The sequence below is a fragment of the Thaumasiovibrio subtropicus genome, assembly GCF_019703835.1.
Taxonomy (GTDB): Bacteria; Pseudomonadota; Gammaproteobacteria; order Enterobacterales; family Vibrionaceae; genus Thaumasiovibrio; species Thaumasiovibrio subtropicus.
Genome location: NZ_AP023054.1, coordinates 259,624 through 282,531 on the forward strand (window position 1 = coordinate 259,624; position 22,908 = coordinate 282,531).

Consider the following 22,908-nt stretch of genomic DNA (forward strand, 5'->3'; position numbering starts at 1 on the left):
ATTGAAGAATGGCTATTGTTAAATGTAAGCCGACTTCCCCAGGTCGTCGCCACGTAGTTAAAGTGGTTAACTCTGACCTGCACAAGGGTAAGCCATACGCACCACTGCTTGAGAAAAAGCAGAAATCTGGTGGTCGTAACAACAACGGTCGTATCACTGTTCGTCACATTGGTGGCGGTAATAAGCAGCACTACCGTGTTATCGACTTCAAACGCAACAAAGACGGCATCCCAGCTGTTGTTGAGCGTCTTGAATACGATCCAAACCGTAGCGCGAACATCGCACTGGTACTATACCGTGACGGTGAGCGTCGTTACATCATCGCACCTAAAGGCATCCAAGCTGGTGACGAAATCCAATCTGGCGCAGATGCGGCGATTAAAGTAGGTAACACCCTACCAATGCGCAACATCCCAGTAGGTTCAACTGTACACAACGTTGAACTTAAGCCAGGTAAAGGTGCTCAGCTAGCTCGTTCTGCTGGTGCATACGCGCAGATCGTTGCACGTGATGGTGCTTACGTAACTATCCGTCTACGTTCTGGTGAAATGCGTAAAGTTCTCTCTGAGGGTCGTGCGACTCTTGGTGAAGTAGGTAACGCGGAGCACATGCTACGTGAACTGGGTAAAGCGGGTGCATCTCGCTGGCGCGGCGTACGTCCAACCGTACGTGGTGTTGTAATGAACCCAGTTGACCACCCACACGGTGGTGGTGAAGGCCGTACCTCTGGTGGTCGTCACCCAGTTACACCTTGGGGTGTTCCTACTAAGGGTTACAAAACTCGTAAGAACAAGCGTACCGACAAGTACATCGTACGTCGTCGTAACAAGTAATTTTAAAGAGGATACGCCATGCCACGTTCTCTCAAGAAAGGTCCTTTTATTGACCTGCACTTGCTGAAGAAGGTAGAGAAAGCGGTGGAAAGCGGTGACAAGAAGCCTGTTAAGACTTGGTCCCGTCGCTCAATGATCATTCCACAAATGATCGGTTTGACCATCGCTGTCCATAATGGTCGTCAGCACGTACCTGTTTTCATCTCTGATGAAATGATCGGTCACAAGCTTGGCGAATTTGCACCAACACGCACTTACCGCGGTCACGCTGCGGATAAGAAAGCTAAGAAGCGCTAAGAGGAGTTAAGTAATGGAAGCTATCGCTAAACATCGCTTTGCTCGCATCTCACCGCAGAAAGCACGTTTGGTTGCAGATCAAGTGCGCGGTAAAACTGTTGCACAAGCTTTGGAAATTCTAACGTTCAGCAACAAAAAAGCTGCTGACCTTGTTAAGAAAGTTCTAGAATCTGCTATCGCTAACGCTGAGCACAACGAAGGCGCTGATATTGATGATTTATCAGTAGCAAAAATCTTCGTTGATGAAGGTCCAACCATGAAGCGCATCATGCCTCGTGCGAAAGGCCGTGCCGACCGTATCTTGAAGCGTTCTAGCCACATCACCGTTGTTGTAGCTGACCGCTAAGAGACTAGGAGAGAAAGCAATGGGTCAAAAAGTACATCCTAATGGTATTCGTCTTGGCATCGTTAAGCCATGGAACACCACTTGGTATGCTAATAGCCAAGAGTTCGCTGACAACCTAGACGGCGACTTCAAGGTACGCCAGTTCCTTACCAAGGAACTGACTAAAGCGTCTGTATCACGCATCGTTATCGAGCGTCCTGCTAAGAGCATCCGTGTGACTATTCACACTGCTCGTCCAGGCGTAGTTATCGGTAAGAAAGGTGAAGACGTAGAGAAACTGCGCGCTCGCGTTGCGAAGATTGCAGGTGTTCCTGCTCAAATCAACATCGCAGAAGTACGCAAGCCTGAGCTAGACGCTCAACTAGTTGGTGACAGCATTGCGTCTCAGCTAGAACGTCGTGTTATGTTCCGTCGTGCTATGAAGCGTGCGGTACAGAACGCTATGCGTCTTGGTGCGAAGGGTATTAAAATCGAAGTTAGCGGCCGTCTAGGCGGTGCTGAAATCGCGCGTACTGAATGGTACCGTGAAGGTAACGTGCCACTACACACGTTGCGTGCTGACATCGACTACGCAACTTCTTCTGCTCACACTCAATACGGTGTAATCGGTATTAAAGTTTGGATCTTCAAAGGTGAAGTTCTAGGCGGTATGCCTGTTGCTAACGCTGAACCTAAGGCTGACAAGCCTAAGAAACAGCGTAAAGGCCGTAAGTAAGGAGTCTATAGATGCTGCAACCAAAACGCACTAAATTCCGCAAGACTCATAAGGGTCGTAACCGCGGTCTAGCGAAAGGTACTGACGTAAGTTTCGGTGAGTTCGGTCTTAAAGCTACTGGCCGTGGTCGTATGACTGCGCGTCAAATTGAGGCTGCTCGTCGTGCAATGACTCGTCATATCAAACGTCAAGGTCAAATCTGGATTCGCGTATTCCCAGACAAACCGATTACCTCTAAGCCTCTTGAAGTTCGTCAAGGTAAAGGTAAAGGTAACGTTGAGTACTGGGTAGCACAGATTCAACCAGGTAAAGTTCTTTATGAAATGGATGGTGTTTCTGAAGAGTTGGCTCGTGAAGCATTTAACCTTGCTGCACGTAAGCTTCCTTTCAAAACAACATTTGTAACTAAGGCGGTGATGTGATGAATGCACAAGATCTGCGCGCTAAAAGCGTTGAAGAACTGAACGCTGAGCTTGTGAACCTACTGCGCGAGCAGTTCAACCTGCGCATGCAGGCTGCAACTGGTCAGCTGCAACAAACTCACACTCTGAAGGCTGTACGTCGCGATATCGCACGTGTTAAAACTGTTCTGACTGAGAAGGCGGGCGCATAATGAGCGATAAAATTCGTACTCAGCAAGGTCGTGTTGTTAGCGACAAGATGGACAAGTCTATCGTTGTTGCTATTGAGCGCATGGTGAAACACCCAATCTACGGTAAGTTCATCAAGCGTACGACTAAGCTACACGTTCACGATGAAAACAACGAGTGTGGCCTAGGCGATACTGTTGAAGTTCGTGAGTGTCGTCCATTGTCTAAGAAGAAATCTTGGACTTTGGTACGCGTTGTAGAAAAAGCGCGCGGTTAATTTTCGTACTTTTTCTATATAGTTAGACAAAGCGACCCCGTTTTTTTCGGGGTCGTTTATTTTTTGTCTATTCAAGTGCCTATTAGGGTGTTATAATTCGCCGCCCTTAAGTTATAAGGCAACCCGACCCGAGAGGGTCTAGATGATTTATTTAGCGGAGCACTAAACATGATCCAAATGCAAAGTACGCTGGACGCAGCCGATAACTCCGGCGCTCGCAGAGTAATGTGTATTAAGGTCCTGGGTGGTTCTCACCGCCGCTATGCACACATCGGTGACATCATCAAAGTTACCGTAAAAGAAGCTATTCCTCGCGGTAAAGTGAAGAAAGGTGATGTGCTAAAAGCAGTGGTAGTACGCACCCGTAAAGGCGTACGTCGTCCAGACGGCTCTGTCATTCGTTTCGACCGAAACGCTTGTGTATTGTTGAACAACACTACTGAGCAACCAGTCGGTACTCGTATCTTTGGCCCTGTGACTCGTGAACTTCGTAATGCGAAATTCATGAAGATTGTTTCACTGGCGCCTGAAGTTCTATAAGGAGCGATACAATGGCAGCTAAAATCCGTCGCAACGACGAAGTTATCGTTCTTACCGGTAAAGACAAAGGTAAGAAAGGTAAAGTAACTAAGGTTCTAGCAACCGGTAAAGTTATCGTTGAAGGTATCAACCTCGTGAAAAAACACCAGAAGCCTGTACCGGCTCTTGGTCTCGAGGGTGGCATCGTTGAAAAAGAAGCAGCAGTTGATGCTTCTAACGTTGCAATCTTTAACGCGGCTACTGGTAAAGCAGACCGTGTAGGCTTCCGATTTGAAGAAGGCAAAAAAGTGCGTTTCTTCAAGTCTAATGGCGAAACTATTAAGTAATTTGGAGTAGTACTATGGCGAAACTGCATGATTACTACAAAGAGACTGTTGTAAAAGAACTTGCTGAAAAGTTCGAATACAAGAGCATCATGCAAGTCCCAAGGATCGAAAAGATCACCCTTAACATGGGTGTGGGCGAAGCGATCAACGACAAAAAACTGCTAGAAAACTCAGTGTCTGACCTAACAGCGATTGCTGGTCAAAAGCCACTGATTACTAAAGCACGTAAATCTGTTGCTGGCTTCAAGATCCGTGAGGGCTACCCTATTGGCTGTAAAGTAACCCTACGTGGCGAACGTATGTGGGACTTTTTCGAGCGTCTAATCTCTATCGCTGTACCGCGTATCCGTGACTTCCGTGGTTTAAACCCTAAGTCATTCGATGGTCGTGGTAACTACAGCATGGGCGTTCGTGAGCAGATCATCTTCCCAGAAATCGATTACGATAAAATCGATCGTCTGCGTGGTCTTGATATCACTATCACGACTTCTGCAAACTCTGACGAAGAAGCGCGTGCTCTGCTGTCTGCTTTTAACTTCCCATTCCGTAAGTAAAAGTAAGGGTTACTGTAATGGCTAAAGAATCAATGAAAGCGCGCGAAGCAAAACGCGCGAAGCTAGTTGCCCAGTTCGCTGAAAAGCGTTCTGCTTTGAAAGCAACTATCAGTGACGTGAACGCGTCTGAAGAAGATCGTTGGAATGCGGTGCTTAAACTTCAGTCTCTACCACGTGATTCAAGTCCTTCTCGTCAGCGTAACCGCTGTAACCAGACTGGACGTCCACACGGCTACCTACGTAAGTTCGGTCTTAGCCGTATCAAGGTTCGTGAAGCTTGCATGAAAGGCGAGATTCCGGGTCTGCGTAAAGCAAGCTGGTAATCCCAGCTAGTTTAAGAATCACTGGAGAATAGACTTATGAGCATGCAAGATCCGATTTCGGATATGCTGACCCGCATTCGTAACGGTCAGGCAGCGAACAAAGTCGCTGTCAAAATGCCATCTTCTAAGCTGAAAATCGCAATTGCAGCACTGCTTAAAGAAGAAGGTTACGTGGCTGACTACGCTGTTTCAGGCGAAGCGAAGCCAGAGCTAGAAGTTACTCTGAAGTACTTCGAAGCTAAACCAGTTATCGAGCAAATCCAACGCGTTTCACGCCCTGGTCTGCGCATCTACAAGAAAAAAGATGCACTACCAAGCGTGATGGGTGGTCTGGGTATTGCTGTAGTGTCCACTTCCAAGGGTCTTATGACCGACCGCGGTGCTCGCAAAGCGGGTCTTGGCGGTGAAATTATCTGCTACGTAGCGTAATAGGAGTAGGAAAATGTCTCGTGTTGCAAAAGCACCAGTAGTTATTCCTGCCGGCGTAGAAGTTAAACTAAACGGTCAGGAAGTTACTGTTAAGGGTCCTAAGGGCGAACTATCTCGCGCTTTCAACCCAGCAGTAGTATTGAACCAAGAAGAAAACCAAATCACTTTTGGTCCTCGCGACGGCTTCGCTGATGCATGGGCACAAGCAGGTACTGCACGTGCACTTGTTAACAGCATGGTGGTTGGTGTTTCTCAAGGTTTCACCAAAAAACTAACCCTAAAAGGTGTAGGTTACCGTGCTGCCATTAAAGGCAACGCTGTTGGTCTAACCCTAGGCTTCTCTCACCCAGTTGAGCACGAGTTGCCAGCAGGTATCAAAGCAGAGTGTCCTTCTCAAACTGAAATCGTAATCACTGGTTGCGACAAGCAGTTGGTTGGTCAGGTTGCTGCGGATATCCGCGCATACCGTAGCCCAGAACCTTACAAAGGTAAGGGTGTTCGTTACGCCGATGAAATCGTGCGTACTAAAGAAGCTAAGAAGAAGTAAGGTAACACTATGGATAAGAAAGCATCTCGTATCCGTCGTGCGACCCGCGCACGCCGCAAGATTGCTGAGCTGGGTGCAACTCGCCTAGTAGTACACCGTACTCCACGTCACGTGTACGCTCAGGTAATTGCACCAAATGGCTCTGAGGTTATCGCTGCCGCTTCTACCGTAGAAAAAGCGATCCGTGAGCAGGTTAAGAGCACCGGTAATACAGACGCAGCTGCAGTAGTGGGTAAAATCATTGCTGAGCGCGCGATCGAAAAAGGCGTTTCTGACGTTGCATTCGATCGTTCCGGTTTCCAATACCACGGCCGTGTGGCTGCACTAGCAGAAGCTGCTCGTGAAGCTGGTCTGAAATTCTAAGGTAGGCGGAAAATGGCTAACGAAAAGACACAACAATCTGATTTGCAAGAAAAGCTGATTGCTGTTAACCGTGTTTCAAAAACGGTTAAAGGTGGTCGCATTTTCAGCTTCACCGCTCTTACAGTAGTTGGTGATGGCAACGGTCGTGTAGGTTTCGGTTACGGTAAAGCCCGTGAAGTACCTGCTGCGATCCAAAAAGCAATGGAAAAAGCGCGTCGTAACATGGTTACGGTATCGCTAAACAACGGTACTCTGCACCACGCAGTTAAAGGCCGTCACACTGGTTCTAAAGTGTACATGCAACCAGCATCTGAAGGTACCGGTATCATCGCCGGTGGTGCGATGCGTGCTGTTCTGGAAGTTGCAGGCGTTCACAACGTACTGGCAAAAGCATACGGTTCTACAAACCCAATCAACATCGTTCGCGCGACTATTGATGGTTTGAACGGCATGCACTCTCCAGAGAAAGTTGCGGCTAAGCGCGGTCTTTCTGTTAAAGAAATTCTGGAGTAATCGACATGGCTAAGACTATTAAAGTAACGCAGACTAAGAGCTCAATCGGTCGTCTGCCGAAGCACAAAGCTACTTTGCGTGGCTTAGGCCTTCGTCGCATCAACCACACTGTAGAACTTGAAGATACTGCTTGCGTACGCGGCATGATCAACAAAGTTTACTACATGGTTAAAGTTGAGGAGTAATCAGAATGCGTTTGAATACTCTATCACCGGCCGCGGGTTCTAAGCCTACTGCTAAACGCGTAGGTCGTGGTATCGGTTCAGGTCTGGGTAAAACTGGTGGCCGTGGTCACAAAGGTCAGAAATCACGTTCAGGTGGTTCTGTACGTCCAGGTTTTGAAGGCGGTCAAATGCCTTTGAAACAGCGTCTACCAAAATTCGGTTTTACTTCGCGTAAGAGCCTAGTTTCAGCTGAAGTTCGCCTTGGTGAACTAGCGAAAGTTGAAGGTGACGTAGTAGATCTAAACACACTGAAGCAAGCTGGTCTTATCACTAAGAACATTGAATTTGCAAAAATCGTTCTTTCTGGTGAAATCGCTCGTGCAGTGACTGTTAAAGGTCTTCGCGTGACTAAAGGCGCAAAAGCTGCAATCGAAGCTGCGGGCGGTAAAATCGAGGAATAATTAACTCGAGGATGAGGTACAGATGGCTAAACAACCAGGACAAGATTTTCGTAGTGCGCAAGGCGGCCTAGCCGAACTGAAATCTCGATTACTTTTTGTAGTAATTGCGATCTTAATTTTCCGTGCAGGTTCGTTTGTGCCTATTCCTGGTATTGACGCTGCTGTCCTTGCTGATCTGTTTGAGCAGCAACAAGGCACCATCATTGAAATGTTTAACATGTTCTCTGGTGGTGCTCTTGAACGAGCATCTATACTAGCATTGGGTATCATGCCGTATATTTCGGCATCGATTGTTATCCAGCTGTTGACCGTTGTTCACCCAGCTTTGGCTGAGTTGAAGAAAGAGGGTGAATCTGGCCGTCGTAAGATCAGTCAGTACACTCGCTACGGCACGCTCGTTTTGGCAACCTTCCAAGCCGTTGGTATCGCTACCGGCTTGCCAAGTATGGTGCCTGGCCTGGTTGAAAACCCAGGTTTTGGTTTCTACCTTGTTGCGGTTGTGAGTTTGGTTACCGGTACCATGTTCTTAATGTGGTTGGGTGAACAAGTCACAGAGCGAGGTATTGGTAACGGTATTTCCTTGATTATTTTCACGGGTATCGTTGCAGGATTGCCACCTGCGATTGGACAGACCATTGAGCAAGCGCGTCAAGGTGAAATGCACCTCCTTCTGTTACTTGGTATTGCGCTGTTGTCTGTTGCTGTAGTCTACTTTGTTGTTTTCATGGAGCGTGGTCAACGTAAAATCGTTGTTAACTATGCGAAGCGTCAACAAGGTCGACGTGTCTTTGCTGCGCAAAGCACGCATCTGCCGTTGAAAATCAACATGGCAGGTGTAATTCCGGCAATTTTCGCATCGAGTATTATCCTTTTCCCAGGTACCCTAGCCCAATGGTTTGGTGGTGACGGTCAAGGTAGCTTTGGGTGGTTGACTGATGTGTCATTGGCACTGAGTCCTGGCCAACCGCTATATATGATGCTGTATGCGACTGCAATTATCTTCTTCTGTTTCTTCTACACTGCGTTGGTATTTAACCCGCGTGAGACGGCAGATAACTTGAAGAAGTCTGGTGCATTCGTACCTGGTATTCGCCCGGGTGAGCAGACCGCTAGATATATTGATAAAGTAATGACTCGCTTAACCCTTGCTGGTGCGCTATACATTACCTTTATCTGTCTGATCCCTGAGTTCATGGTCGGCTACTGGAACGTACAGTTCTACTTCGGTGGTACATCACTACTGATTGTTGTAGTTGTTATCATGGATTTTATGGCTCAAGTGCAGACACATTTGATGTCTCAGCAGTATGAGTCAGTATTGAAGAAGGCTAACCTGAAGGGCAATTAAGCCGTTCGGTTACTTTTACGGAGTTTAGTAATGAAAGTTCGTGCTTCCGTTAAGAAAATCTGCCGTAACTGTAAAGTTATCAAGCGCAACGGTGTTGTGCGTGTAATTTGCAGTGAGCCAAAGCACAAGCAACGCCAAGGCTAATCAGCAGACATTTTTTAGTTGCAAGACAAGGATAGGCTGACTATAATCGTCAGCCCATCTTTTGTGCATACAGAAGAAGTGGTATTAAGCCGCTGTGTATCCTAGACGGGCTTTACAGCGGTTCTACTTATTTAAAGTACTAGGAGTGAATAGTGGCCCGTATTGCAGGCATTAACATTCCTGATCAGAAGCATGCTGTAATCGCATTGACTGCGATTTACGGTATCGGTAAGACTCGTTCTCAAGCTATTCTAGCTGAAGCGGGTATTGCTGAAAGCACTAAGATCAGTGAACTAACTGAAGAGCAGATTGATACTCTGCGTGATGGTGTTGCCAAGTACACAGTAGAAGGCGACCTACGTCGTGAAGTGTCCATGAACATCAAGCGTCTAATGGACCTTGGTTGTTACCGTGGTCTTCGTCACCGTCGCAGTCTACCTCTACGTGGACAGCGTACTAAAACCAACGCACGTACCCGTAAGGGTCCGCGCAAGCCGATCAAAAAATAGTCGGATAAGGTAGAGTACAATGGCAAAACAACCAACTCGCGCTCGTAAGCGCGTACGTAAGCAAGTAGCTGACGGTGTCGCGCACATCCATGCTTCTTTCAACAACACAATCGTGACTATCACTGACCGTCAAGGTAACGCTCTTTCTTGGGCTACTGCAGGTGGTTCAGGTTTCCGTGGTTCTCGTAAGTCTACTCCGTTCGCTGCACAGGTTGCTGCTGAGCGCGCTGGCGAAATGGCCAAAGAGTACGGCGTTAAGAACCTGGAAGTTATGGTTAAGGGTCCAGGTCCAGGCCGTGAATCAACTATTCGCGCTCTGAATGCTGCAGGTTTCCGCATCACTAACATCGTAGATGCGACACCAATCCCTCATAACGGTTGTCGTCCACCTAAGAAACGTCGCGTATAACGTTTCTAGGACTATTGGAGAAGAATCATGGCAAGATATTTGGGTCCTAAGCTGAAGCTTAGCCGTCGTGAAGGTACTGACTTATTCCTTAAGTCTGGTATCCGCGCGATCGATACCAAGTGTAAAATTGATAACGCCCCAGGTGTACACGGCGCTCGTCGCGGCCGTCTATCTGACTACGGCGTTCAGCTTCGTGAGAAGCAAAAAGTTCGTCGTATGTACGGCGTACTGGAAAAACAGTTCCGTAACTACTATAAAGATGCTGCACGCCAGAAAGGCAACACAGGTGAAAACCTGCTTCAGCTTCTTGAAGGTCGTCTGGATAACGTTGTTTACCGCATGGGCTTCGGCTCAACTCGTGCAGAAGCACGTCAGCTGGTAAGCCACAAAGCGATCCTAGTTAATGGTCAAGTTGTTAACGTTCCTTCTTTCAAGGTTCGTGCTAACGACGTAATTAGCATTCGCGAGAAAGCTAAGAACCAAGCGCGTATTAAAGGTGCACTAGAAGTTGCTACCCAACGCGAACTACCAACTTGGATCGAAGTAGACAGCAACAAGCTGGAAGGTACTTTCAAGCGCCTACCAGAACGTTCAGATTTGTCTGCTGACATCAATGAACACCTGATCGTCGAGCTTTACTCTAAGTAAGGCTGAACAAAAGAGAGGACATAATGCAGGGTTCTGTAACAGAATTTCTAAAGCCGCGTCTTGTTGATATTGAACAAGTTAATACGACGCATGCAAAGGTAACTCTTGAGCCACTAGAGCGTGGTTTTGGCCACACTCTTGGTAATGCGCTACGCCGTATTCTTCTTTCTTCTATGCCAGGTTGTGCTGTCACTGAAGTAGAAATCGATGGTGTACTGCACGAGTACAGTACCAAAGAAGGTATTCAAGAAGACATTCTCGAGATTCTTCTCAACCTAAAAGGCCTAGCCGTAAAGGTTGAAGGGAAAGACGAAGTTATTCTAACCCTGACTAAGTCTGGTGCGGGCCCTGTAGTTGCAGCCGACATTACTCACGACGGTGATGTCGAGATTGCGAACCCTGAACACGTGATCTGCCATATTACTGATGACAATGCTGATATCAGCATGCGCATCAAGGTAGAACGTGGTCGTGGCTACGTACCTGCATCGGCACGTATTCATAGCGAAGAAGACGAACGTCCTATCGGTCGTCTACTAGTTGACGCAACGTTCAGTCCTGTAGACCGTATTGCCTACTCTGTAGAAGCAGCACGTGTTGAGCAGCGTACTGACCTTGATAAGCTAGTTATCGATATGGAAACTAACGGTACTCTAGAACCTGAGGAAGCTATCCGTCGCGCAGCAACTATTCTTGCTGAGCAGTTGGATGCATTCGTAGATCTTCGTGATGTGCGTGTACCTGAGGAGAAAGAAGAGAAGCCAGAGTTCGATCCAATCCTGCTGCGTCCTGTCGACGATCTTGAACTAACTGTTCGCTCTGCAAACTGTTTGAAAGCAGAAGCGATTCACTATATTGGTGATCTGGTTCAGCGTACTGAAGTTGAGCTGTTGAAAACGCCTAACCTTGGTAAGAAATCGCTTACTGAGATCAAAGACGTTCTCGCATCGCGTGGTCTGTCTCTAGGTATGCGCCTAGAAAACTGGCCGCCAGCATCAATCGCTGAAAATTAATCAGATTTACTGATACTAAGTTAGAAGGATTAGGTCATGCGCCATCGTAAGAGTGGTCGTCAACTCAACCGCAATAGCAGTCATCGCAAAGCGATGTTCAGCAACATGGCTAGCTCATTGGTTCGTCACGAAATCATCAAGACGACTTTACCAAAAGCTAAAGAACTGCGCCGTGTAGTTGAGCCTTTGATTACACTAGCTAAGACTGACAGTGTAGCTAACCGTCGTCTAGCATTCGCTCGTACTCGTGATAACGAAGTCGTAGCGAAACTATTTAACGAACTGGGTCCACGTTTCGCAGCTCGCGCTGGCGGTTACACTCGCATTCTAAAATGCGGTTTCCGTGCAGGCGATAAAGCCCCTATGGCTTACATCGAGCTAGTTGATCGTCCAGAAGCTCAGGAAGAAGCTGCTGCTGAATAAGCAAAAGTTTTTACTGAACTATGAAAAAGCCGGGTTTACCCGGCTTTTTTATATGTAGAATTCAAGAAACCCTTGTTTGTGCTCACCACGGGTATAACGTCTGCTATCTGCTATCTGCTATCTGCTATCTGCTATCTGCTATCTGCTATCTGCTATCTGCTATCTGCTATCTGCTATCTGCTATCTGCTATCTGCCATCTGCTATCTGCCATCTGCTTTTCTAGCTTGAAACGCGTATTCTTAAGTATCTTGTTTGCTTGTTAGGCATTTTGACTGTATTTCGCACCGAAGTGGCTATTGTTTGTGCAGTTGAAGAAAAGAATGCAAAAAGGGGTTGTCAGCCAGAAATTGATCTCTATAATGCCGCCTCACTGACACGGAGCACGGCGCTGAAAAGCAATGTCGCCCACCGAGTTAGCCTCGAAAGAGGGATGTCAAAAAGTGGTTTTGAAAATAACTAAAATTACTTGTTGACATCAAAACAGGAAAGCGTAGTATACGCAGCCCTGACACGGTAACAGCGTTACCAGTCAACGTTCTTTAACAATATGACCATGCAATCTGTGTGGGCACTCGTTGAATAGATAGTCAAAACTGTTTGTCTTCACTTTTAAAAGTGAAAGCAAATATGGCATCAATGATACTAGTGACCAAATTAAGACTTCGGTCTTAGCACAGTCAATTCATTCATTACTTCGGTAGTGAATATCAGTATTCATTGAGCCCAAATCAAAAATCTTTAATTGAAGAGTTTGATCATGGCTCAGATTGAACGCTGGCGGCAGGCCTAACACATGCAAGTCGAGCGGAAACGACTTAACTAAGCCTTCGGGTGACGTTAAGGGCGTCGAGCGGCGGACGGGTGAGTAATGGCTGGGAACCTGCCCTAACGAGGGGGATAACCATTGGAAACGATGGCTAATACCGCATAATCTCTACGGAGCAAAGAGGAGGACCTTCGGGCTTCTCGCGTTAGGATGGGCCCAGTTGGGATTAGCTAGTAGGTGAGGTAACGGCTCACCTAGGCGACGATCCCTAGCTGGTTTGAGAGGATGATCAGCCACACTGGAACTGAGACACGGTCCAGACTCCTACGGGAGGCAGCAGTGGGGAATATTGCACAATGGGGGAAACCCTGATGCAGCCATGCCGCGTGTATGAAGAAGGCCTTCGGGTTGTAAAGTACTTTCAGCAGTGAGGAAGGTTTAGTAGTTAATACCTGCTAGATTTGACGTTAGCTGCAGAAGAAGCACCGGCTAACTCCGTGCCAGCAGCCGCGGTAATACGGAGGGTGCGAGCGTTAATCGGAATTACTGGGCGTAAAGCGCATGCAGGCGGTCTGTTAAGTCAGATGTGAAAGCCCGGGGCTCAACCTCGGAACCGCATTTGAAACTGGCAGGCTAGAGTCTTGTAGAGGGGGGTAGAATTTCAGGTGTAGCGGTGAAATGCGTAGAGATCTGAAGGAATACCGGTGGCGAAGGCGGCCCCCTGGACAAAGACTGACGCTCAGATGCGAAAGCGTGGGGAGCAAACAGGATTAGATACCCTGGTAGTCCACGCCGTAAACGATGTCTACTTGGAGGTTGGTGTCTTGAACACTGGCTTTCGGAGCTAACGCGTTAAGTAGACCGCCTGGGGAGTACGGTCGCAAGATTAAAACTCAAATGAATTGACGGGGCCCGCACAAGCGGTGGAGCATGTGGTTTAATTCGATGCAACGCGAAGAACCTTACCTACTCTTGACATCTACAGAAGCTTGAAGAGATTCGAGTGTGCCTTCGGGAACTGTAAGACAGGTGCTGCATGGCTGTCGTCAGCTCGTGTTGTGAAATGTTGGGTTAAGTCCCGCAACGAGCGCAACCCTTATCCTTGTTTGCCAGCACTTCGGGTGGGAACTCCAGGGAGACTGCCGGTGATAAACCGGAGGAAGGTGGGGACGACGTCAAGTCATCATGGCCCTTACGAGTAGGGCTACACACGTGCTACAATGGCGCATACAGAGGGCGGCCAACTTGCGAAAGTGAGCGAATCCCAAAAGTGCGTCGTAGTCCGGATTGGAGTCTGCAACTCGACTCCATGAAGTCGGAATCGCTAGTAATCGTAGATCAGAATGCTACGGTGAATACGTTCCCGGGCCTTGTACACACCGCCCGTCACACCATGGGAGTGGGCTGCACCAGAAGTAGATAGCTTAACCTTCGGGAGGGCGTTTACCACGGTGTGGTTCATGACTGGGGTGAAGTCGTAACAAGGTAGCCCTAGGGGAACCTGGGGCTGGATCACCTCCTTAACGATAAGACTGCTGTTAAATGCAGTGTCCACACAGATTGCTTGGTAATAATGTAGAACACGATGTGTCCCATTCGTCTAGAGGCCTAGGACACCGCCCTTTCACGGCGGTAACAGGGGTTCGACTCCCCTATGGGACGCCACTATCTCAATCTTTTGCTGAAGCAGAAGCTTAAGATAGTGGTGTTGAAAGACACACATGCTCTTTAACAAACTGGAAAGCTGACTAGTAAATTCAATCGATAGATTGAATCGTTCATTGAAAAATGAACAAGTTCTCAAAATGTATTTACGCAAGTAAATACAACAAACACATTCAAGTGTCTTGTATTGAGTCCGGCGAAAACATGTAAACCTTGGTTGTTTGCCATACGCCTATGTGTCTTCACTTTTGTAAAGTGAAATAAAGACGCCTTGGGGTTGTATGGTTAAGTGACTAAGCGTACACGGTGGATGCCTTGGCAGTCAGAGGCGATGAAGGACGTGCTAACCTGCGATAAGCCATGAGAAGACGGTAAGAGTCACTATACTCATGGATTTCCGAATGGGGAAACCCGGCCGCATAAGCGGTCATCATAACGTGAATACATAGCGTTATGAGGCGAACTCGGGGAACTGAAACATCTAAGTACCCGAAGGAAAAGACATCAACAGAGATTCCGAAAGTAGCGGCGAGCGAAATCGGAGTAGCCCTTAAGCTGGTTTGGGATTAGGTGAAGGCTCTGGAAAGTGCCGCGATACAGGGTGATAGCCCCGTAACCGACAATCCCTTATCAGTGAAATCGAGTAGGACGGCGCACGTGAAACGTTGTCTGAATAGGGGGGGACCATCCTCCAAGGCTAAATACTCCTGACTGACCGATAGTGAACCAGTACCGTGAGGGAAAGGCGAAAAGAACCCCTGTGAGGGGAGTGAAATAGAACCTGAAACCGTGTACGTACAAGCAGTGGGAGCCCTTCGGGGTGACTGCGTACCTTTTGTATAATGGGTCAGCGACTTATATTCTGTAGCAAGGTTAACCGAATAGGGGAGCCGTAGGGAAACCGAGTCTTAACTGGGCGTGCAGTTGCAGGGTGTAGACCCGAAACCAGGTGATCTAGCCATGGGCAGGTTGAAGGTGAGGTAACACTTACTGGAGGACCGAACCGACTAATGTTGAAAAATTAGCGGATGACTTGTGGCTGGGGGTGAAAGGCCAATCAAACCTGGAGATAGCTGGTTCTCCCCGAAAGCTATTTAGGTAGCGCCTCGGACGAATACTACTGGGGGTAGAGCACTGTTAAGGCTAGGGGGTCATCCCGACTTACCAACCCTTTGCAAACTCCGAATACCAGTAAGTACTATCCGGGAGACACACGGCGGGTGCTAACGTCCGTCGTGGAGAGGGAAACAACCCAGACCGCCAGCTAAGGTCCCAAATTACTACTAAGTGGGAAACGATGTGGGAAGGCTCAGACAGCCAGGATGTTGGCTTAGAAGCAGCCATCATTTAAAGAAAGCGTAATAGCTCACTGGTCGAGTCGGCCTGCGCGGAAGATGTAACGGGGCTAAGTAGTAAACCGAAGCTGCGGCAATGCGCTTATGCGTATTGGGTAGGGGAGCGTTCTGTAAGCTGTTGAAGGTGTGCTGTAAGGCATGCTGGAGGTATCAGAAGTGCGAATGCTGACATGAGTAACGATAAAGGGGGTGAAAAACCCCCTCGCCGGAAGACCAAGGGTTCCTGTCCAACGTTAATCGGGGCAGGGTAAGTCGACCCCTAAGGCGAGGCTGAAGAGCGTAGTCGATGGGAAACGGGTTAATATTCCCGTACTTCTTACAATTGCGATGGAGGGACGGAGAAGGCTAGGTGGGCCTGGCGACGGTTGTCCAGGTTCAAGTATGTAGGTTGGGTGTTTAGGCAAATCCGGACACCTAAGACTGAGATACGACGTCGAGCTGCTACGGCAGTGAAGTCATTGATGCCATGCTTCCGGGAAAAGCTTCTAAGCTTCAGATTGTAAGGAATCGTACTCCAAACCGACACAGGTGGTCGGGTAGAGAATACCAAGGCGCTTGAGAGAACTCGGGTGAAGGAACTAGGCAAAATGGTACCGTAACTTCGGGAGAAGGTACGCTCCTGTCGGTGAAGTCCCTCGCGGATGGAGCTAACGGGAGTCGCAGATACCAGGTGGCTGCAACTGTTTATTAAAAACACAGCACTGTGCAAAATCGAAAGATGACGTATACGGTGTGACGCCTGCCCGGTGCCGGAAGGTTAATTGATGGGGTTAGACTTCGGTCGAAGCTCTTGATCGAAGCCCCGGTAAACGGCGGCCGTAACTATAACGGTCCTAAGGTAGCGAAATTCCTTGTCGGGTAAGTTCCGACCTGCACGAATGGCGTAATGATGGCCACGCTGTCTCCACCCGAGACTCAGTGAAATTGAAATCGCAGTGAAGATGCTGTGTACCCGCGGCTAGACGGAAAGACCCCGTGAACCTTTACTACAGCTTGGCACTGAACATTGAGCCTACATGTGTAGGATAGGTGGGAGACTTTGAAGCGTTGTCGCCAGATAGCGTGGAGTCATCCTTGAAATACCACCCTTGTATGTTTGATGTTCTAACTTGGCCCCATTATCTGGGGTGAGGACAGTGCCTGGTGGGTAGTTTGACTGGGGCGGTCTCCTCCCAAAGCGTAACGGAGGAGCACGAAGGTGGGCTAATCACGGTCGGACATCGTGAGGTTAGTGCAATGGCATAAGCCCGCTTGACTGCGAGACTGACAAGTCGAGCAGGTGCGAAAGCAGGTCATAGTGATCCGGTGGTTCTGAATGGAAGGGCCATCGCTCAACGGATAAAAGGTACTCCGGGGATAACAGGCTGATACCGCCCAAGAGTTCATATCGACGGCGGTGTTTGGCACCTCGATGTCGGCTCATCACATCCTGGGGCTGAAGTCGGTCCCAAGGGTATGGCTGTTCGCCATTTAAAGTGGTACGCGAGCTGGGTTTAGAACGTCGTGAGACAGTTCGGTCCCTATCTGCCGTGGGCGTTGGAGAATTGAAAGGGGCTGCTCCTAGTACGAGAGGACCGGAGTGGACGAACCTCTGGTGTTCGGGTTGTGTCGCCAGACGCATTGCCCGGTAGCTAAGTTCGGAATCGATAACCGCTGAAAGCATCTAAGCGGGAAGCGAGCCTTGAGATGAGTTCTCCCTGGCAGTTTAACTGTCCTAAAGGGTTGTCGTAGACTATGACGTTGATAGGCAGGGTGTGTAAGCGTTGTGAGGCGTTGAGCTAACCTGTACTAATTGCCCGTGAGGCTTAACCATACAACACCCAAGGTGTTTTATCGGACTTAATCGCGCTTGAGTGTGTTGAGAGCAAGACGAATCAGCTTTCCTAGTTTGAACAAATTTTGCTTGGCGACCATAGCATTGTGGACCCACCTGATTCCATGCCGAACTCAGTAGTGAAACGCAATAGCGCCGATGGTAGTGTGGGGTCTCCCCATGTGAGAGTAGGACATCGCCAGGCTTTGAATTAAGTCTAATCGAAGCAATCAAATGTAAGACTTCTATTAGCAGAGTTTGCTGGTATAGCTCAGTTGGTAGAGCGCACCCTTGGTAAGGGTGAGGTCCCCAGTTCAAATCTGGGTACTAGCACCACAATTTGTTCAGCGACCATAGCGTTGTGGCACCACCTGAACCCATGCCGAACTCAGAAGTGAAACGCAATAGCGCCGATGGTAGTGTGGGGTCTCCCCATGTGAGAGTAGGACATCGCTGAACACAAATTTCAAGCCCAGCTTATTAGCTGGGCTTTTTCGTATCTACCATCTCGACAATCTCATATTCGGTCCTTTTTACCTTATCACTTATGTCGTCACTTCTACTCGCTGCATTGTGTAAATAGCGGCCTGAAAGCCAATTGGCGCATCACATCCTTCCGCGTATTCTTCTTCTGATCAGCCAATGAGGCTTTTAGATCATGGCAACTCGAAAGCTCTCTAAACCCAAGTCTCTTCTTTATGGTTCTATTCCCGTGTTCTTCAGCTTCTCTTCTGTCTTCAAAGGCAGTTATTCCTTGCCCTTAGTCACACTTTCAGGTAGTTTTTAGGTATCTGGACGTCTAAACATCTTTAGTGCATGGAGTGAGCAACAATGCCGATTAAAATTCCCGACCAACTACCCGCCACCGATATTCTGCGTAGCGAAAACATTTTTGTTATGTCAGCAAAGCGCGCAGCCAGTCAGGAAATTCGTCCTCTGAAGGTATTGCTGTTGAACTTGATGCCAAAGAAGATTGAGACAGAAACCCAGTTCTTGCGTCTGCTTTCAAACAGTCCTTTGCAGGTAGATGTTGAGCTTTTACGCATTGACAACCGGCCGACAAAAAACACCCCGACTGAGCACCTCGATACCTTTTATCGCCAGTTTGAGACGGTCAAAGACCGTAATTTTGATGGCATGATTGTGACAGGTGCACCGTTGGGGCTCGTCCAATTTGAAGATGTGCTCTACTGGGAGGAAATACAGATTATTCTTAACTGGGCGAAGGATCATGTCACTTCAACCATGTTTGTTTGTTGGGCTGCTCAAGCTGCACTGAATTTGCATTACAGCCTACCTAAGCGTACACGTAAGGATAAACTGTCTGGGGTATATACCCACCGAATCCACGACCATCACCATCCGCTATTACGTGGCTTTGATGATACTTTTGTTGCCCCGCATTCTCGTTATGCTGATTTTGCCCCTGATTTTCTCAAGAAACATACCGACCTCGATATTTTGGCGACGTCTGATACCGCCGGTGTCTACCTGGCGACAACAAAAGACAAACGAAATGTGTTCGTGACTGGTCATCCTGAGTATGATGTTAATACGCTGGCAAACGAATATCATCGCGATCTCTCTCAGGGAATGGAACCCGCAATTCCTGTAAACTATTTTCCTAAAGACGATCCAAATAGCCAACCAATTGCAAGTTGGCGAAGCCATGGCCATTTGTTGTTTTCAAATTGGCTAAACTACTGTGTCTACCAGCAGACACCTTACGATCTCGATAAATTCTCAGAAGAAAACTTCACACGAGATTGAAACGATTACAGAGCAATGAGGAAGTAACGTGGCAACAATTAAGGAGACCTTAGTATCGCGCTTGCAGGACAACATCCTGATTATCGATGGCGGTATGGGGACGATGATTCAGGGCTATAAGCTGGAAGAAGATGACTATCGTGGCGAACGATTCTCAGACTGGCACTGCGATCTGAAAGGGAACAATGATCTGTTGGTTTTAACACAGCCAGAGATCATTAAGTCGATTCATGCGGAGTACTTAGAAGCTGGCGCTGATATCCTTGAAACCAACACCTTTAACGCAACGACGATCGCGATGGCTGACTATGACATGGAAAGCCTTAGCGAAGAAATTAACTTGGAGGCGGCCAAATTAGCCCGACAAGTTGCGGATGAATGGACAGAGAAAACCCCGCATAAACCCCGTTTTGTTGCTGGCGTATTGGGGCCGACTAACCGTACGCTTTCAATCTCTCCCGATGTAAATGATCCCGGTTTCCGTAACGTCACGTTTGACCAGTTAGTTGAAGCTTACGCAGAATCGACGCGCGCCCTTATCGAGGGCGGCTCTGATCTTATCTTGATCGAGACAATCTTTGATACCCTCAATGCGAAAGCCTGTGCGTTTGCTGTTGAACTTGTGTTTGAAGAAAAAGGTATCGAGTTACCTGTGATGATCTCAGGTACGATTACCGATGCTTCAGGACGTACCTTGTCGGGACAAACGACAGAAGCTTTTTACAACTCATTGCGTCATGTAAAACCGATCTCCTTCGGACTTAACTGTGCACTCGGTCCGGACGAGTTGCGCCCTTATGTTGAAGAGTTATCGCGCATTTCTGAGACCTATGTGTCTGCGCACCCCAATGCTGGCTTGCCGAATGCGTTTGGTGAGTACGATCTCGAAGCGGGTGAAATGTCGATCCATATTCAGGAATGGGCACAAAGTGGCTTCTTGAACTTAGTCGGTGGTTGTTGTGGTACAACGCCTGAGCACATTCGCCAAATGGCCGCGGTAACGGCTAATGTTAAGCCGCGTAAGCTGCCAGAGATTAAAGTTGCTTGTCGACTCTCGGGTCTAGAGCCACTCAATATCGAAGCCGAATCGCTCTTTATCAACGTCGGTGAGCGTACCAATGTGACCGGTTCTGCTCGCTTCAAGCGCTTGATTAAAGAAGAGCTTTATGACGAGGCTCTCGAAGTTGCTCGCCAACAGGTCGAGGCAGGCGCACAAGTTATTGATATCAACATGGATGAAGGCATGTTGGATGCAGAAGCGGCCATGACTCGTTTCTTAAACTTGTGTGCGACAGAACCTGAAATCTCCAAAGTCCCGATCATGGTCGACTCATCGAAGTGGGAAGTCCTTGAAGCCGGTTTGAAGTGCGTTCAGGGTAAGCCTATCGTCAACTCTATCTCTTTGAAAGAAGGGAAAGAGAAGTTCATTGAACAAGCCAAGTTGATCCGCCGCTATGGTGCCGCGGTGATCGTGATGGCGTTTGATGAAGTTGGGCAAGCGGATACGCGCGAGCGTAAAGTCGAGATCTGTACTGAAGCGTATCGTGTTTTAGTCGATGAAGTGGGCTTTCCGCCAGAAGATATCATCTTTGACCCGAATATCTTTGCCGTCGCAACCGGTATTGAAGAACACAACAATTACGCGGTTGATTTCATTGAAGCGGTGCGAGATATCAAAGCCACGCTTCCTCATGCGATGATTTCCGGTGGTGTGTCAAACGTGTCGTTCTCCTTCCGAGGTAACAACCCTGTTCGTGAGGCGATACACGCGGTCTTCCTCTATCACTGTTTTAAAGAAGGCATGGACATGGGTATCGTGAACGCCGGCCAGTTGGCGATTTACGATGACCTGCCAGAAGAATTACGCGTTGCGGTCGAAGATGTTGTCCTCAACCGCCGCGATGACTCGACTGAACGCTTACTTGATGTGGCGGATAAGTATCGTGATAGCGGTGTTGAACAAGATAATAGTGCAGCCTTAGAGTGGCGCTCTTGGTCAGTTGAGAAGCGCTTAGAGCATGCGCTGGTGAAAGGGATCACTGAGTTCATTGTTGAAGATACTGAAACTGCTCGTCTGCAAGCCAGTAAACCACTTGAAGTGATTGAAGGGCCATTGATGGCGGGCATGAACGTGGTGGGTGACCTCTTTGGCGAAGGCAAGATGTTCCTACCTCAGGTGGTGAAATCTGCACGCGTCATGAAGCAGGCGGTTGCTCATCTCGAGCCTTATATTAATGCAGAGAAACAAGCCGGCTCTTCGAACGGTAAGATACTGCTCGCCACTGTGAAAGGGGATGTTCACGATATCGGTAAGAATATCGTTGGCGTTGTATTGCAATGTAATAACTTTGAGATCATTGATCTTGGCGTGATGGTACCGTGCGAAAAAATCCTCAAGGTGGCCAAGGAAGAAAATGTCGACATTATTGGTTTATCTGGGTTAATTACGCCTTCATTGGATGAGATGGTGTATGTCGCCAAAGAGATGGAGCGTCAAGGCTTTGAAGTGCCGCTGTTGATAGGTGGAGCGACGACCTCGAAAGCGCACACGGCGGTCAAAATCGAGCAAAACTATCACGGCCCCGTGGTTTACGTGCCTAATGCTTCGCGCGCGGTGGGAGTCTGTTCATCATTGTTATCTGATGAGTTAAGACCACCATTTATTGAGCGCCTCGACAAAGAGCATGAAACAGTGCGCGAGCAACATGCTCGTAAGAAGCCGCGCTCAAAACCCATTACTCTTGAGGCGGCTCAGGCCAACAAGCTTGATCTCGATTGGGAAAACTATACCCCGGCGGCGCCTCTAAAACCGGGCGTTCATGTTTTCGAAGATTTCCCGGTCAGTGAGCTGCGCAAGTATATTGATTGGACGCCATTTTTTATGACGTGGTCATTGAGTGGTAAATATCCTACCATCCTTCGTCATGAAGTTGTCGGCGAGCAGGCAACAAAGCTCTTCGAAGATGCAAATGCGTTACTGGATCAAATTGAAGCGGATGGCATCATCAAAGCAAATGGTGTGTGTGGTTTGTTCCCCGCGAACGCGGTGGGTGATGATATCGTGGTTTATGCTGACGAGACACGAACGAAAGTCATTGAAACCTTGTATAACCTTCGCCAGCAAACGGAGAAACCCAAAGGGCCAAACTACTGTTTGTCTGACTTCGTTGCACCTAAACAGAGTGGTAAATCTGACTGGGTTGGTGCTTTTGCTGTTACTGGTGGGATTGGCGAGTACGATATCGCTGAGCAGTATAAGCAAGCGGGTGATGACTACAATGCCATTATGATTCAAGCTGTTGCGGACCGTCTTGCCGAGGCTTTTGCAGAATGCTTGCATGAAAAAGTGCGTAAATCGCTTTGGGGCTATGCAGCAGATGAAGATCTCAGTAATGATGATCTGATCCGTGAAAAGTATCAAGGTATTCGCCCCGCACCTGGTTATCCAGCATGCCCTGAACACACAGAGAAAGCGACTATCTGGCGTTTGCTCGATGCGGAGAAGCATACAGGCATGACGCTCACGACAAGTTATGCAATGTGGCCGGGGGCATCGGTCTCTGGTTGGTTCTTCTCTCATCCAGACTCACGTTACTTCGCGGTGGCGCAGATTCAACAGGATCAAGCGGAAGACTATGCAGCACGTAAGGGCTGGGATGGCGCAGAGATTGAGAAATGGCTTGGACCTAACCTCAATAACTAGGCTTAGCAGGAATGAAAAAGCACCTTTCGAGGTGCTTTTTTGCTTATTAGGCGCTAGCGACTT

General features: G+C 48.3%; 26 protein-coding genes, 2 tRNA genes and 4 rRNA genes. All 32 read left to right on the top strand.

All coding sequences use genetic code 11. The features are described from left to right. Nucleotides 1–8: 8 nt before the first annotated feature. The 32 genes from rplB (at nucleotide 9) to metH (ending at nucleotide 22,845) form a co-directional block, all read left to right on the top strand. Nucleotides 9–833 carry a 50S ribosomal protein L2 gene (rplB, locus tag TSUB_RS01280; protein WP_087017533.1) on the top strand — a complete coding sequence of 275 codons (825 nt, stop codon included), beginning with the start codon at nucleotides 9–11 and terminating at the stop codon, nucleotides 831–833. Between the two features lie 18 nt (nucleotides 834–851). Then, a complete protein-coding gene (gene rpsS, locus TSUB_RS01285; protein ID WP_087017532.1) occupies nucleotides 852–1,130 on the top strand; it encodes a 30S ribosomal protein S19 in 279 nt (92 codons plus the stop codon). A gap of 13 nt (nucleotides 1,131–1,143) precedes the next feature. Then, on the top strand, nucleotides 1,144–1,476 hold the full coding sequence (gene rplV, locus TSUB_RS01290; RefSeq protein ID WP_087017530.1) for a 50S ribosomal protein L22: 333 nt from the start codon (nucleotides 1,144–1,146) through the stop codon (nucleotides 1,474–1,476). A gap of 19 nt (nucleotides 1,477–1,495) precedes the next feature. Then, the gene (gene rpsC / locus TSUB_RS01295) at nucleotides 1,496–2,191 is read left to right on the top strand and encodes a 30S ribosomal protein S3 (protein WP_087017528.1); all 696 of its coding nucleotides are present in this window, start codon (nucleotides 1,496–1,498) and stop codon (nucleotides 2,189–2,191) included. Between the two features lie 11 nt (nucleotides 2,192–2,202). After that, nucleotides 2,203–2,613, top strand: coding sequence for a 50S ribosomal protein L16 (gene rplP, locus TSUB_RS01300; protein ID WP_087017526.1), 411 nt, complete (start codon nucleotides 2,203–2,205; stop codon nucleotides 2,611–2,613). Then, nucleotides 2,613–2,804 carry a 50S ribosomal protein L29 gene (rpmC, locus tag TSUB_RS01305; RefSeq protein ID WP_007469134.1) on the top strand — a complete coding sequence of 64 codons (192 nt, stop codon included), beginning with the start codon at nucleotides 2,613–2,615 and terminating at the stop codon, nucleotides 2,802–2,804. The genes rplP and rpmC overlap by 1 nt, the downstream gene beginning before the upstream one ends. After that, nucleotides 2,804–3,058, top strand: coding sequence for a 30S ribosomal protein S17 (gene rpsQ / locus TSUB_RS01310; RefSeq protein ID WP_087017525.1), 255 nt, complete (start codon nucleotides 2,804–2,806; stop codon nucleotides 3,056–3,058). Before rpmC ends, rpsQ begins: the two co-directional genes overlap by 1 nt. Nucleotides 3,059–3,226: 168 nt before the next feature. Next, entirely contained in the window at nucleotides 3,227–3,598 is a 372-nt protein-coding gene (gene rplN, locus TSUB_RS01315; RefSeq protein ID WP_086938971.1) for a 50S ribosomal protein L14, read from the top strand. 11 nt (nucleotides 3,599–3,609) lie between these two features. Further along, nucleotides 3,610–3,924 (top strand): 50S ribosomal protein L24, encoded by a 315-nt coding sequence (gene rplX / locus TSUB_RS01320; RefSeq protein WP_087017523.1) that lies wholly within the window; start codon nucleotides 3,610–3,612, stop codon nucleotides 3,922–3,924. Between the two features lie 14 nt (nucleotides 3,925–3,938). Continuing rightward, entirely contained in the window at nucleotides 3,939–4,478 is a 540-nt protein-coding gene (rplE, locus tag TSUB_RS01325; protein WP_087017522.1) for a 50S ribosomal protein L5, read from the top strand. 17 nt (nucleotides 4,479–4,495) lie between these two features. Then, a complete protein-coding gene (gene rpsN / locus TSUB_RS01330) occupies nucleotides 4,496–4,801 on the top strand; it encodes a 30S ribosomal protein S14 (protein WP_087017520.1) in 306 nt (101 codons plus the stop codon). A 36-nt stretch (nucleotides 4,802–4,837) separates the two neighbouring features. Further along, the gene (gene rpsH / locus TSUB_RS01335) at nucleotides 4,838–5,230 is read left to right on the top strand and encodes a 30S ribosomal protein S8 (RefSeq protein WP_087017518.1); all 393 of its coding nucleotides are present in this window, start codon (nucleotides 4,838–4,840) and stop codon (nucleotides 5,228–5,230) included. Between the two features lie 13 nt (nucleotides 5,231–5,243). Continuing rightward, nucleotides 5,244–5,777, top strand: a complete 534-nt coding sequence (rplF, locus tag TSUB_RS01340) for a 50S ribosomal protein L6 (RefSeq protein ID WP_087017516.1) — start codon at nucleotides 5,244–5,246, stop codon at nucleotides 5,775–5,777. A 9-nt stretch (nucleotides 5,778–5,786) separates the two neighbouring features. Further along, nucleotides 5,787–6,140, top strand: coding sequence for a 50S ribosomal protein L18 (gene rplR / locus TSUB_RS01345; protein WP_087017513.1), 354 nt, complete (start codon nucleotides 5,787–5,789; stop codon nucleotides 6,138–6,140). A gap of 12 nt (nucleotides 6,141–6,152) precedes the next feature. Then, on the top strand, nucleotides 6,153–6,653 hold the full coding sequence (gene rpsE, locus TSUB_RS01350) for a 30S ribosomal protein S5 (protein WP_087017511.1): 501 nt from the start codon (nucleotides 6,153–6,155) through the stop codon (nucleotides 6,651–6,653). Nucleotides 6,654–6,658: 5 nt separating this feature from the next. Next, nucleotides 6,659–6,838, top strand: a complete 180-nt coding sequence (gene rpmD / locus TSUB_RS01355; RefSeq protein WP_005302823.1) for a 50S ribosomal protein L30 — start codon at nucleotides 6,659–6,661, stop codon at nucleotides 6,836–6,838. A 5-nt stretch (nucleotides 6,839–6,843) separates the two neighbouring features. Further along, entirely contained in the window at nucleotides 6,844–7,278 is a 435-nt protein-coding gene (rplO, locus tag TSUB_RS01360) for a 50S ribosomal protein L15 (RefSeq protein WP_087017509.1), read from the top strand. Between the two features lie 22 nt (nucleotides 7,279–7,300). Beyond that, complete coding sequence (gene secY, locus TSUB_RS01365; RefSeq protein WP_087017507.1) at nucleotides 7,301–8,626, top strand: preprotein translocase subunit SecY; 1,326 nt, start codon at nucleotides 7,301–7,303, stop codon at nucleotides 8,624–8,626. A 30-nt stretch (nucleotides 8,627–8,656) separates the two neighbouring features. After that, entirely contained in the window at nucleotides 8,657–8,770 is a 114-nt protein-coding gene (gene rpmJ / locus TSUB_RS01370) for a 50S ribosomal protein L36 (protein ID WP_000868186.1), read from the top strand. 152 nt (nucleotides 8,771–8,922) lie between these two features. Then, the gene (rpsM, locus tag TSUB_RS01375; protein ID WP_087017505.1) at nucleotides 8,923–9,279 is read left to right on the top strand and encodes a 30S ribosomal protein S13; all 357 of its coding nucleotides are present in this window, start codon (nucleotides 8,923–8,925) and stop codon (nucleotides 9,277–9,279) included. A gap of 19 nt (nucleotides 9,280–9,298) precedes the next feature. Further along, a complete protein-coding gene (gene rpsK, locus TSUB_RS01380; protein WP_036817716.1) occupies nucleotides 9,299–9,688 on the top strand; it encodes a 30S ribosomal protein S11 in 390 nt (129 codons plus the stop codon). Nucleotides 9,689–9,715: 27 nt separating this feature from the next. Continuing rightward, nucleotides 9,716–10,336, top strand: coding sequence for a 30S ribosomal protein S4 (gene rpsD / locus TSUB_RS01385; protein WP_087017503.1), 621 nt, complete (start codon nucleotides 9,716–9,718; stop codon nucleotides 10,334–10,336). A gap of 23 nt (nucleotides 10,337–10,359) precedes the next feature. Continuing rightward, nucleotides 10,360–11,349 carry a DNA-directed RNA polymerase subunit alpha gene (locus TSUB_RS01390; RefSeq protein WP_087017501.1) on the top strand — a complete coding sequence of 330 codons (990 nt, stop codon included), beginning with the start codon at nucleotides 10,360–10,362 and terminating at the stop codon, nucleotides 11,347–11,349. A 36-nt stretch (nucleotides 11,350–11,385) separates the two neighbouring features. Beyond that, entirely contained in the window at nucleotides 11,386–11,772 is a 387-nt protein-coding gene (rplQ, locus tag TSUB_RS01395) for a 50S ribosomal protein L17 (protein ID WP_086938986.1), read from the top strand. Between the two features lie 740 nt (nucleotides 11,773–12,512). Next, nucleotides 12,513–14,062: ribosomal RNA gene (locus TSUB_RS01400) — 16S ribosomal RNA — on the top strand. 66 nt (nucleotides 14,063–14,128) lie between these two features. Beyond that, a tRNA-Glu gene (locus tag TSUB_RS01405) sits at nucleotides 14,129–14,204 on the top strand. Between the two features lie 283 nt (nucleotides 14,205–14,487). Further along, nucleotides 14,488–17,372, top strand: a 23S ribosomal RNA gene (locus tag TSUB_RS01410). Between the two features lie 89 nt (nucleotides 17,373–17,461). Next, nucleotides 17,462–17,577, top strand: a 5S ribosomal RNA gene (gene rrf, locus TSUB_RS01415). A gap of 55 nt (nucleotides 17,578–17,632) precedes the next feature. Then, nucleotides 17,633–17,708, top strand: a tRNA-Thr gene (locus TSUB_RS01420). Between the two features lie 7 nt (nucleotides 17,709–17,715). Then, a 5S ribosomal RNA gene (rrf, locus tag TSUB_RS01425) occupies nucleotides 17,716–17,831 on the top strand. The 16S, 23S and 5S rRNA genes sit together here with 2 tRNA genes alongside, the layout of an rRNA operon. A gap of 372 nt (nucleotides 17,832–18,203) precedes the next feature. Beyond that, a complete protein-coding gene (gene metA, locus TSUB_RS01430; protein ID WP_087026693.1) occupies nucleotides 18,204–19,142 on the top strand; it encodes a homoserine O-acetyltransferase MetA in 939 nt (312 codons plus the stop codon). Nucleotides 19,143–19,170: 28 nt separating this feature from the next. Continuing rightward, nucleotides 19,171–22,845, top strand: a complete 3,675-nt coding sequence (gene metH / locus TSUB_RS01435; protein ID WP_087026690.1) for a methionine synthase — start codon at nucleotides 19,171–19,173, stop codon at nucleotides 22,843–22,845. Nucleotides 22,846–22,908: the final 63 nt, after the last annotated feature.

What these genes read in the sequence shown, in the direction of transcription:
- rplB (WP_087017533.1), top strand. Translation starts at nt 9, where the DNA reads ATGGCTATTGTTAAATGTAAGCCGACTTCCCCAGGTCGTCGCCACGTA.
- rpsS (WP_087017532.1), top strand. Translation starts at nt 852, where the DNA reads ATGCCACGTTCTCTCAAGAAAGGTCCTTTTATTGACCTGCACTTGCTG.
- rplV (WP_087017530.1), top strand. Translation starts at nt 1,144, where the DNA reads ATGGAAGCTATCGCTAAACATCGCTTTGCTCGCATCTCACCGCAGAAA.
- rpsC (WP_087017528.1), top strand. Translation starts at nt 1,496, where the DNA reads ATGGGTCAAAAAGTACATCCTAATGGTATTCGTCTTGGCATCGTTAAG.
- rplP (WP_087017526.1), top strand. Translation starts at nt 2,203, where the DNA reads ATGCTGCAACCAAAACGCACTAAATTCCGCAAGACTCATAAGGGTCGT.
- rpmC (WP_007469134.1), top strand. Translation starts at nt 2,613, where the DNA reads ATGAATGCACAAGATCTGCGCGCTAAAAGCGTTGAAGAACTGAACGCT.
- rpsQ (WP_087017525.1), top strand. Translation starts at nt 2,804, where the DNA reads ATGAGCGATAAAATTCGTACTCAGCAAGGTCGTGTTGTTAGCGACAAG.
- rplN (WP_086938971.1), top strand. Translation starts at nt 3,227, where the DNA reads ATGATCCAAATGCAAAGTACGCTGGACGCAGCCGATAACTCCGGCGCT.
- rplX (WP_087017523.1), top strand. Translation starts at nt 3,610, where the DNA reads ATGGCAGCTAAAATCCGTCGCAACGACGAAGTTATCGTTCTTACCGGT.
- rplE (WP_087017522.1), top strand. Translation starts at nt 3,939, where the DNA reads ATGGCGAAACTGCATGATTACTACAAAGAGACTGTTGTAAAAGAACTT.
- rpsN (WP_087017520.1), top strand. Translation starts at nt 4,496, where the DNA reads ATGGCTAAAGAATCAATGAAAGCGCGCGAAGCAAAACGCGCGAAGCTA.
- rpsH (WP_087017518.1), top strand. Translation starts at nt 4,838, where the DNA reads ATGAGCATGCAAGATCCGATTTCGGATATGCTGACCCGCATTCGTAAC.
- rplF (WP_087017516.1), top strand. Translation starts at nt 5,244, where the DNA reads ATGTCTCGTGTTGCAAAAGCACCAGTAGTTATTCCTGCCGGCGTAGAA.
- rplR (WP_087017513.1), top strand. Translation starts at nt 5,787, where the DNA reads ATGGATAAGAAAGCATCTCGTATCCGTCGTGCGACCCGCGCACGCCGC.
- rpsE (WP_087017511.1), top strand. Translation starts at nt 6,153, where the DNA reads ATGGCTAACGAAAAGACACAACAATCTGATTTGCAAGAAAAGCTGATT.
- rpmD (WP_005302823.1), top strand. Translation starts at nt 6,659, where the DNA reads ATGGCTAAGACTATTAAAGTAACGCAGACTAAGAGCTCAATCGGTCGT.
- rplO (WP_087017509.1), top strand. Translation starts at nt 6,844, where the DNA reads ATGCGTTTGAATACTCTATCACCGGCCGCGGGTTCTAAGCCTACTGCT.
- secY (WP_087017507.1), top strand. Translation starts at nt 7,301, where the DNA reads ATGGCTAAACAACCAGGACAAGATTTTCGTAGTGCGCAAGGCGGCCTA.
- rpmJ (WP_000868186.1), top strand. Translation starts at nt 8,657, where the DNA reads ATGAAAGTTCGTGCTTCCGTTAAGAAAATCTGCCGTAACTGTAAAGTT.
- rpsK (WP_036817716.1), top strand. Translation starts at nt 9,299, where the DNA reads ATGGCAAAACAACCAACTCGCGCTCGTAAGCGCGTACGTAAGCAAGTA.
- rpsD (WP_087017503.1), top strand. Translation starts at nt 9,716, where the DNA reads ATGGCAAGATATTTGGGTCCTAAGCTGAAGCTTAGCCGTCGTGAAGGT.
- TSUB_RS01390 (WP_087017501.1), top strand. Translation starts at nt 10,360, where the DNA reads ATGCAGGGTTCTGTAACAGAATTTCTAAAGCCGCGTCTTGTTGATATT.
- rplQ (WP_086938986.1), top strand. Translation starts at nt 11,386, where the DNA reads ATGCGCCATCGTAAGAGTGGTCGTCAACTCAACCGCAATAGCAGTCAT.
- metA (WP_087026693.1), top strand. Translation starts at nt 18,204, where the DNA reads ATGCCGATTAAAATTCCCGACCAACTACCCGCCACCGATATTCTGCGT.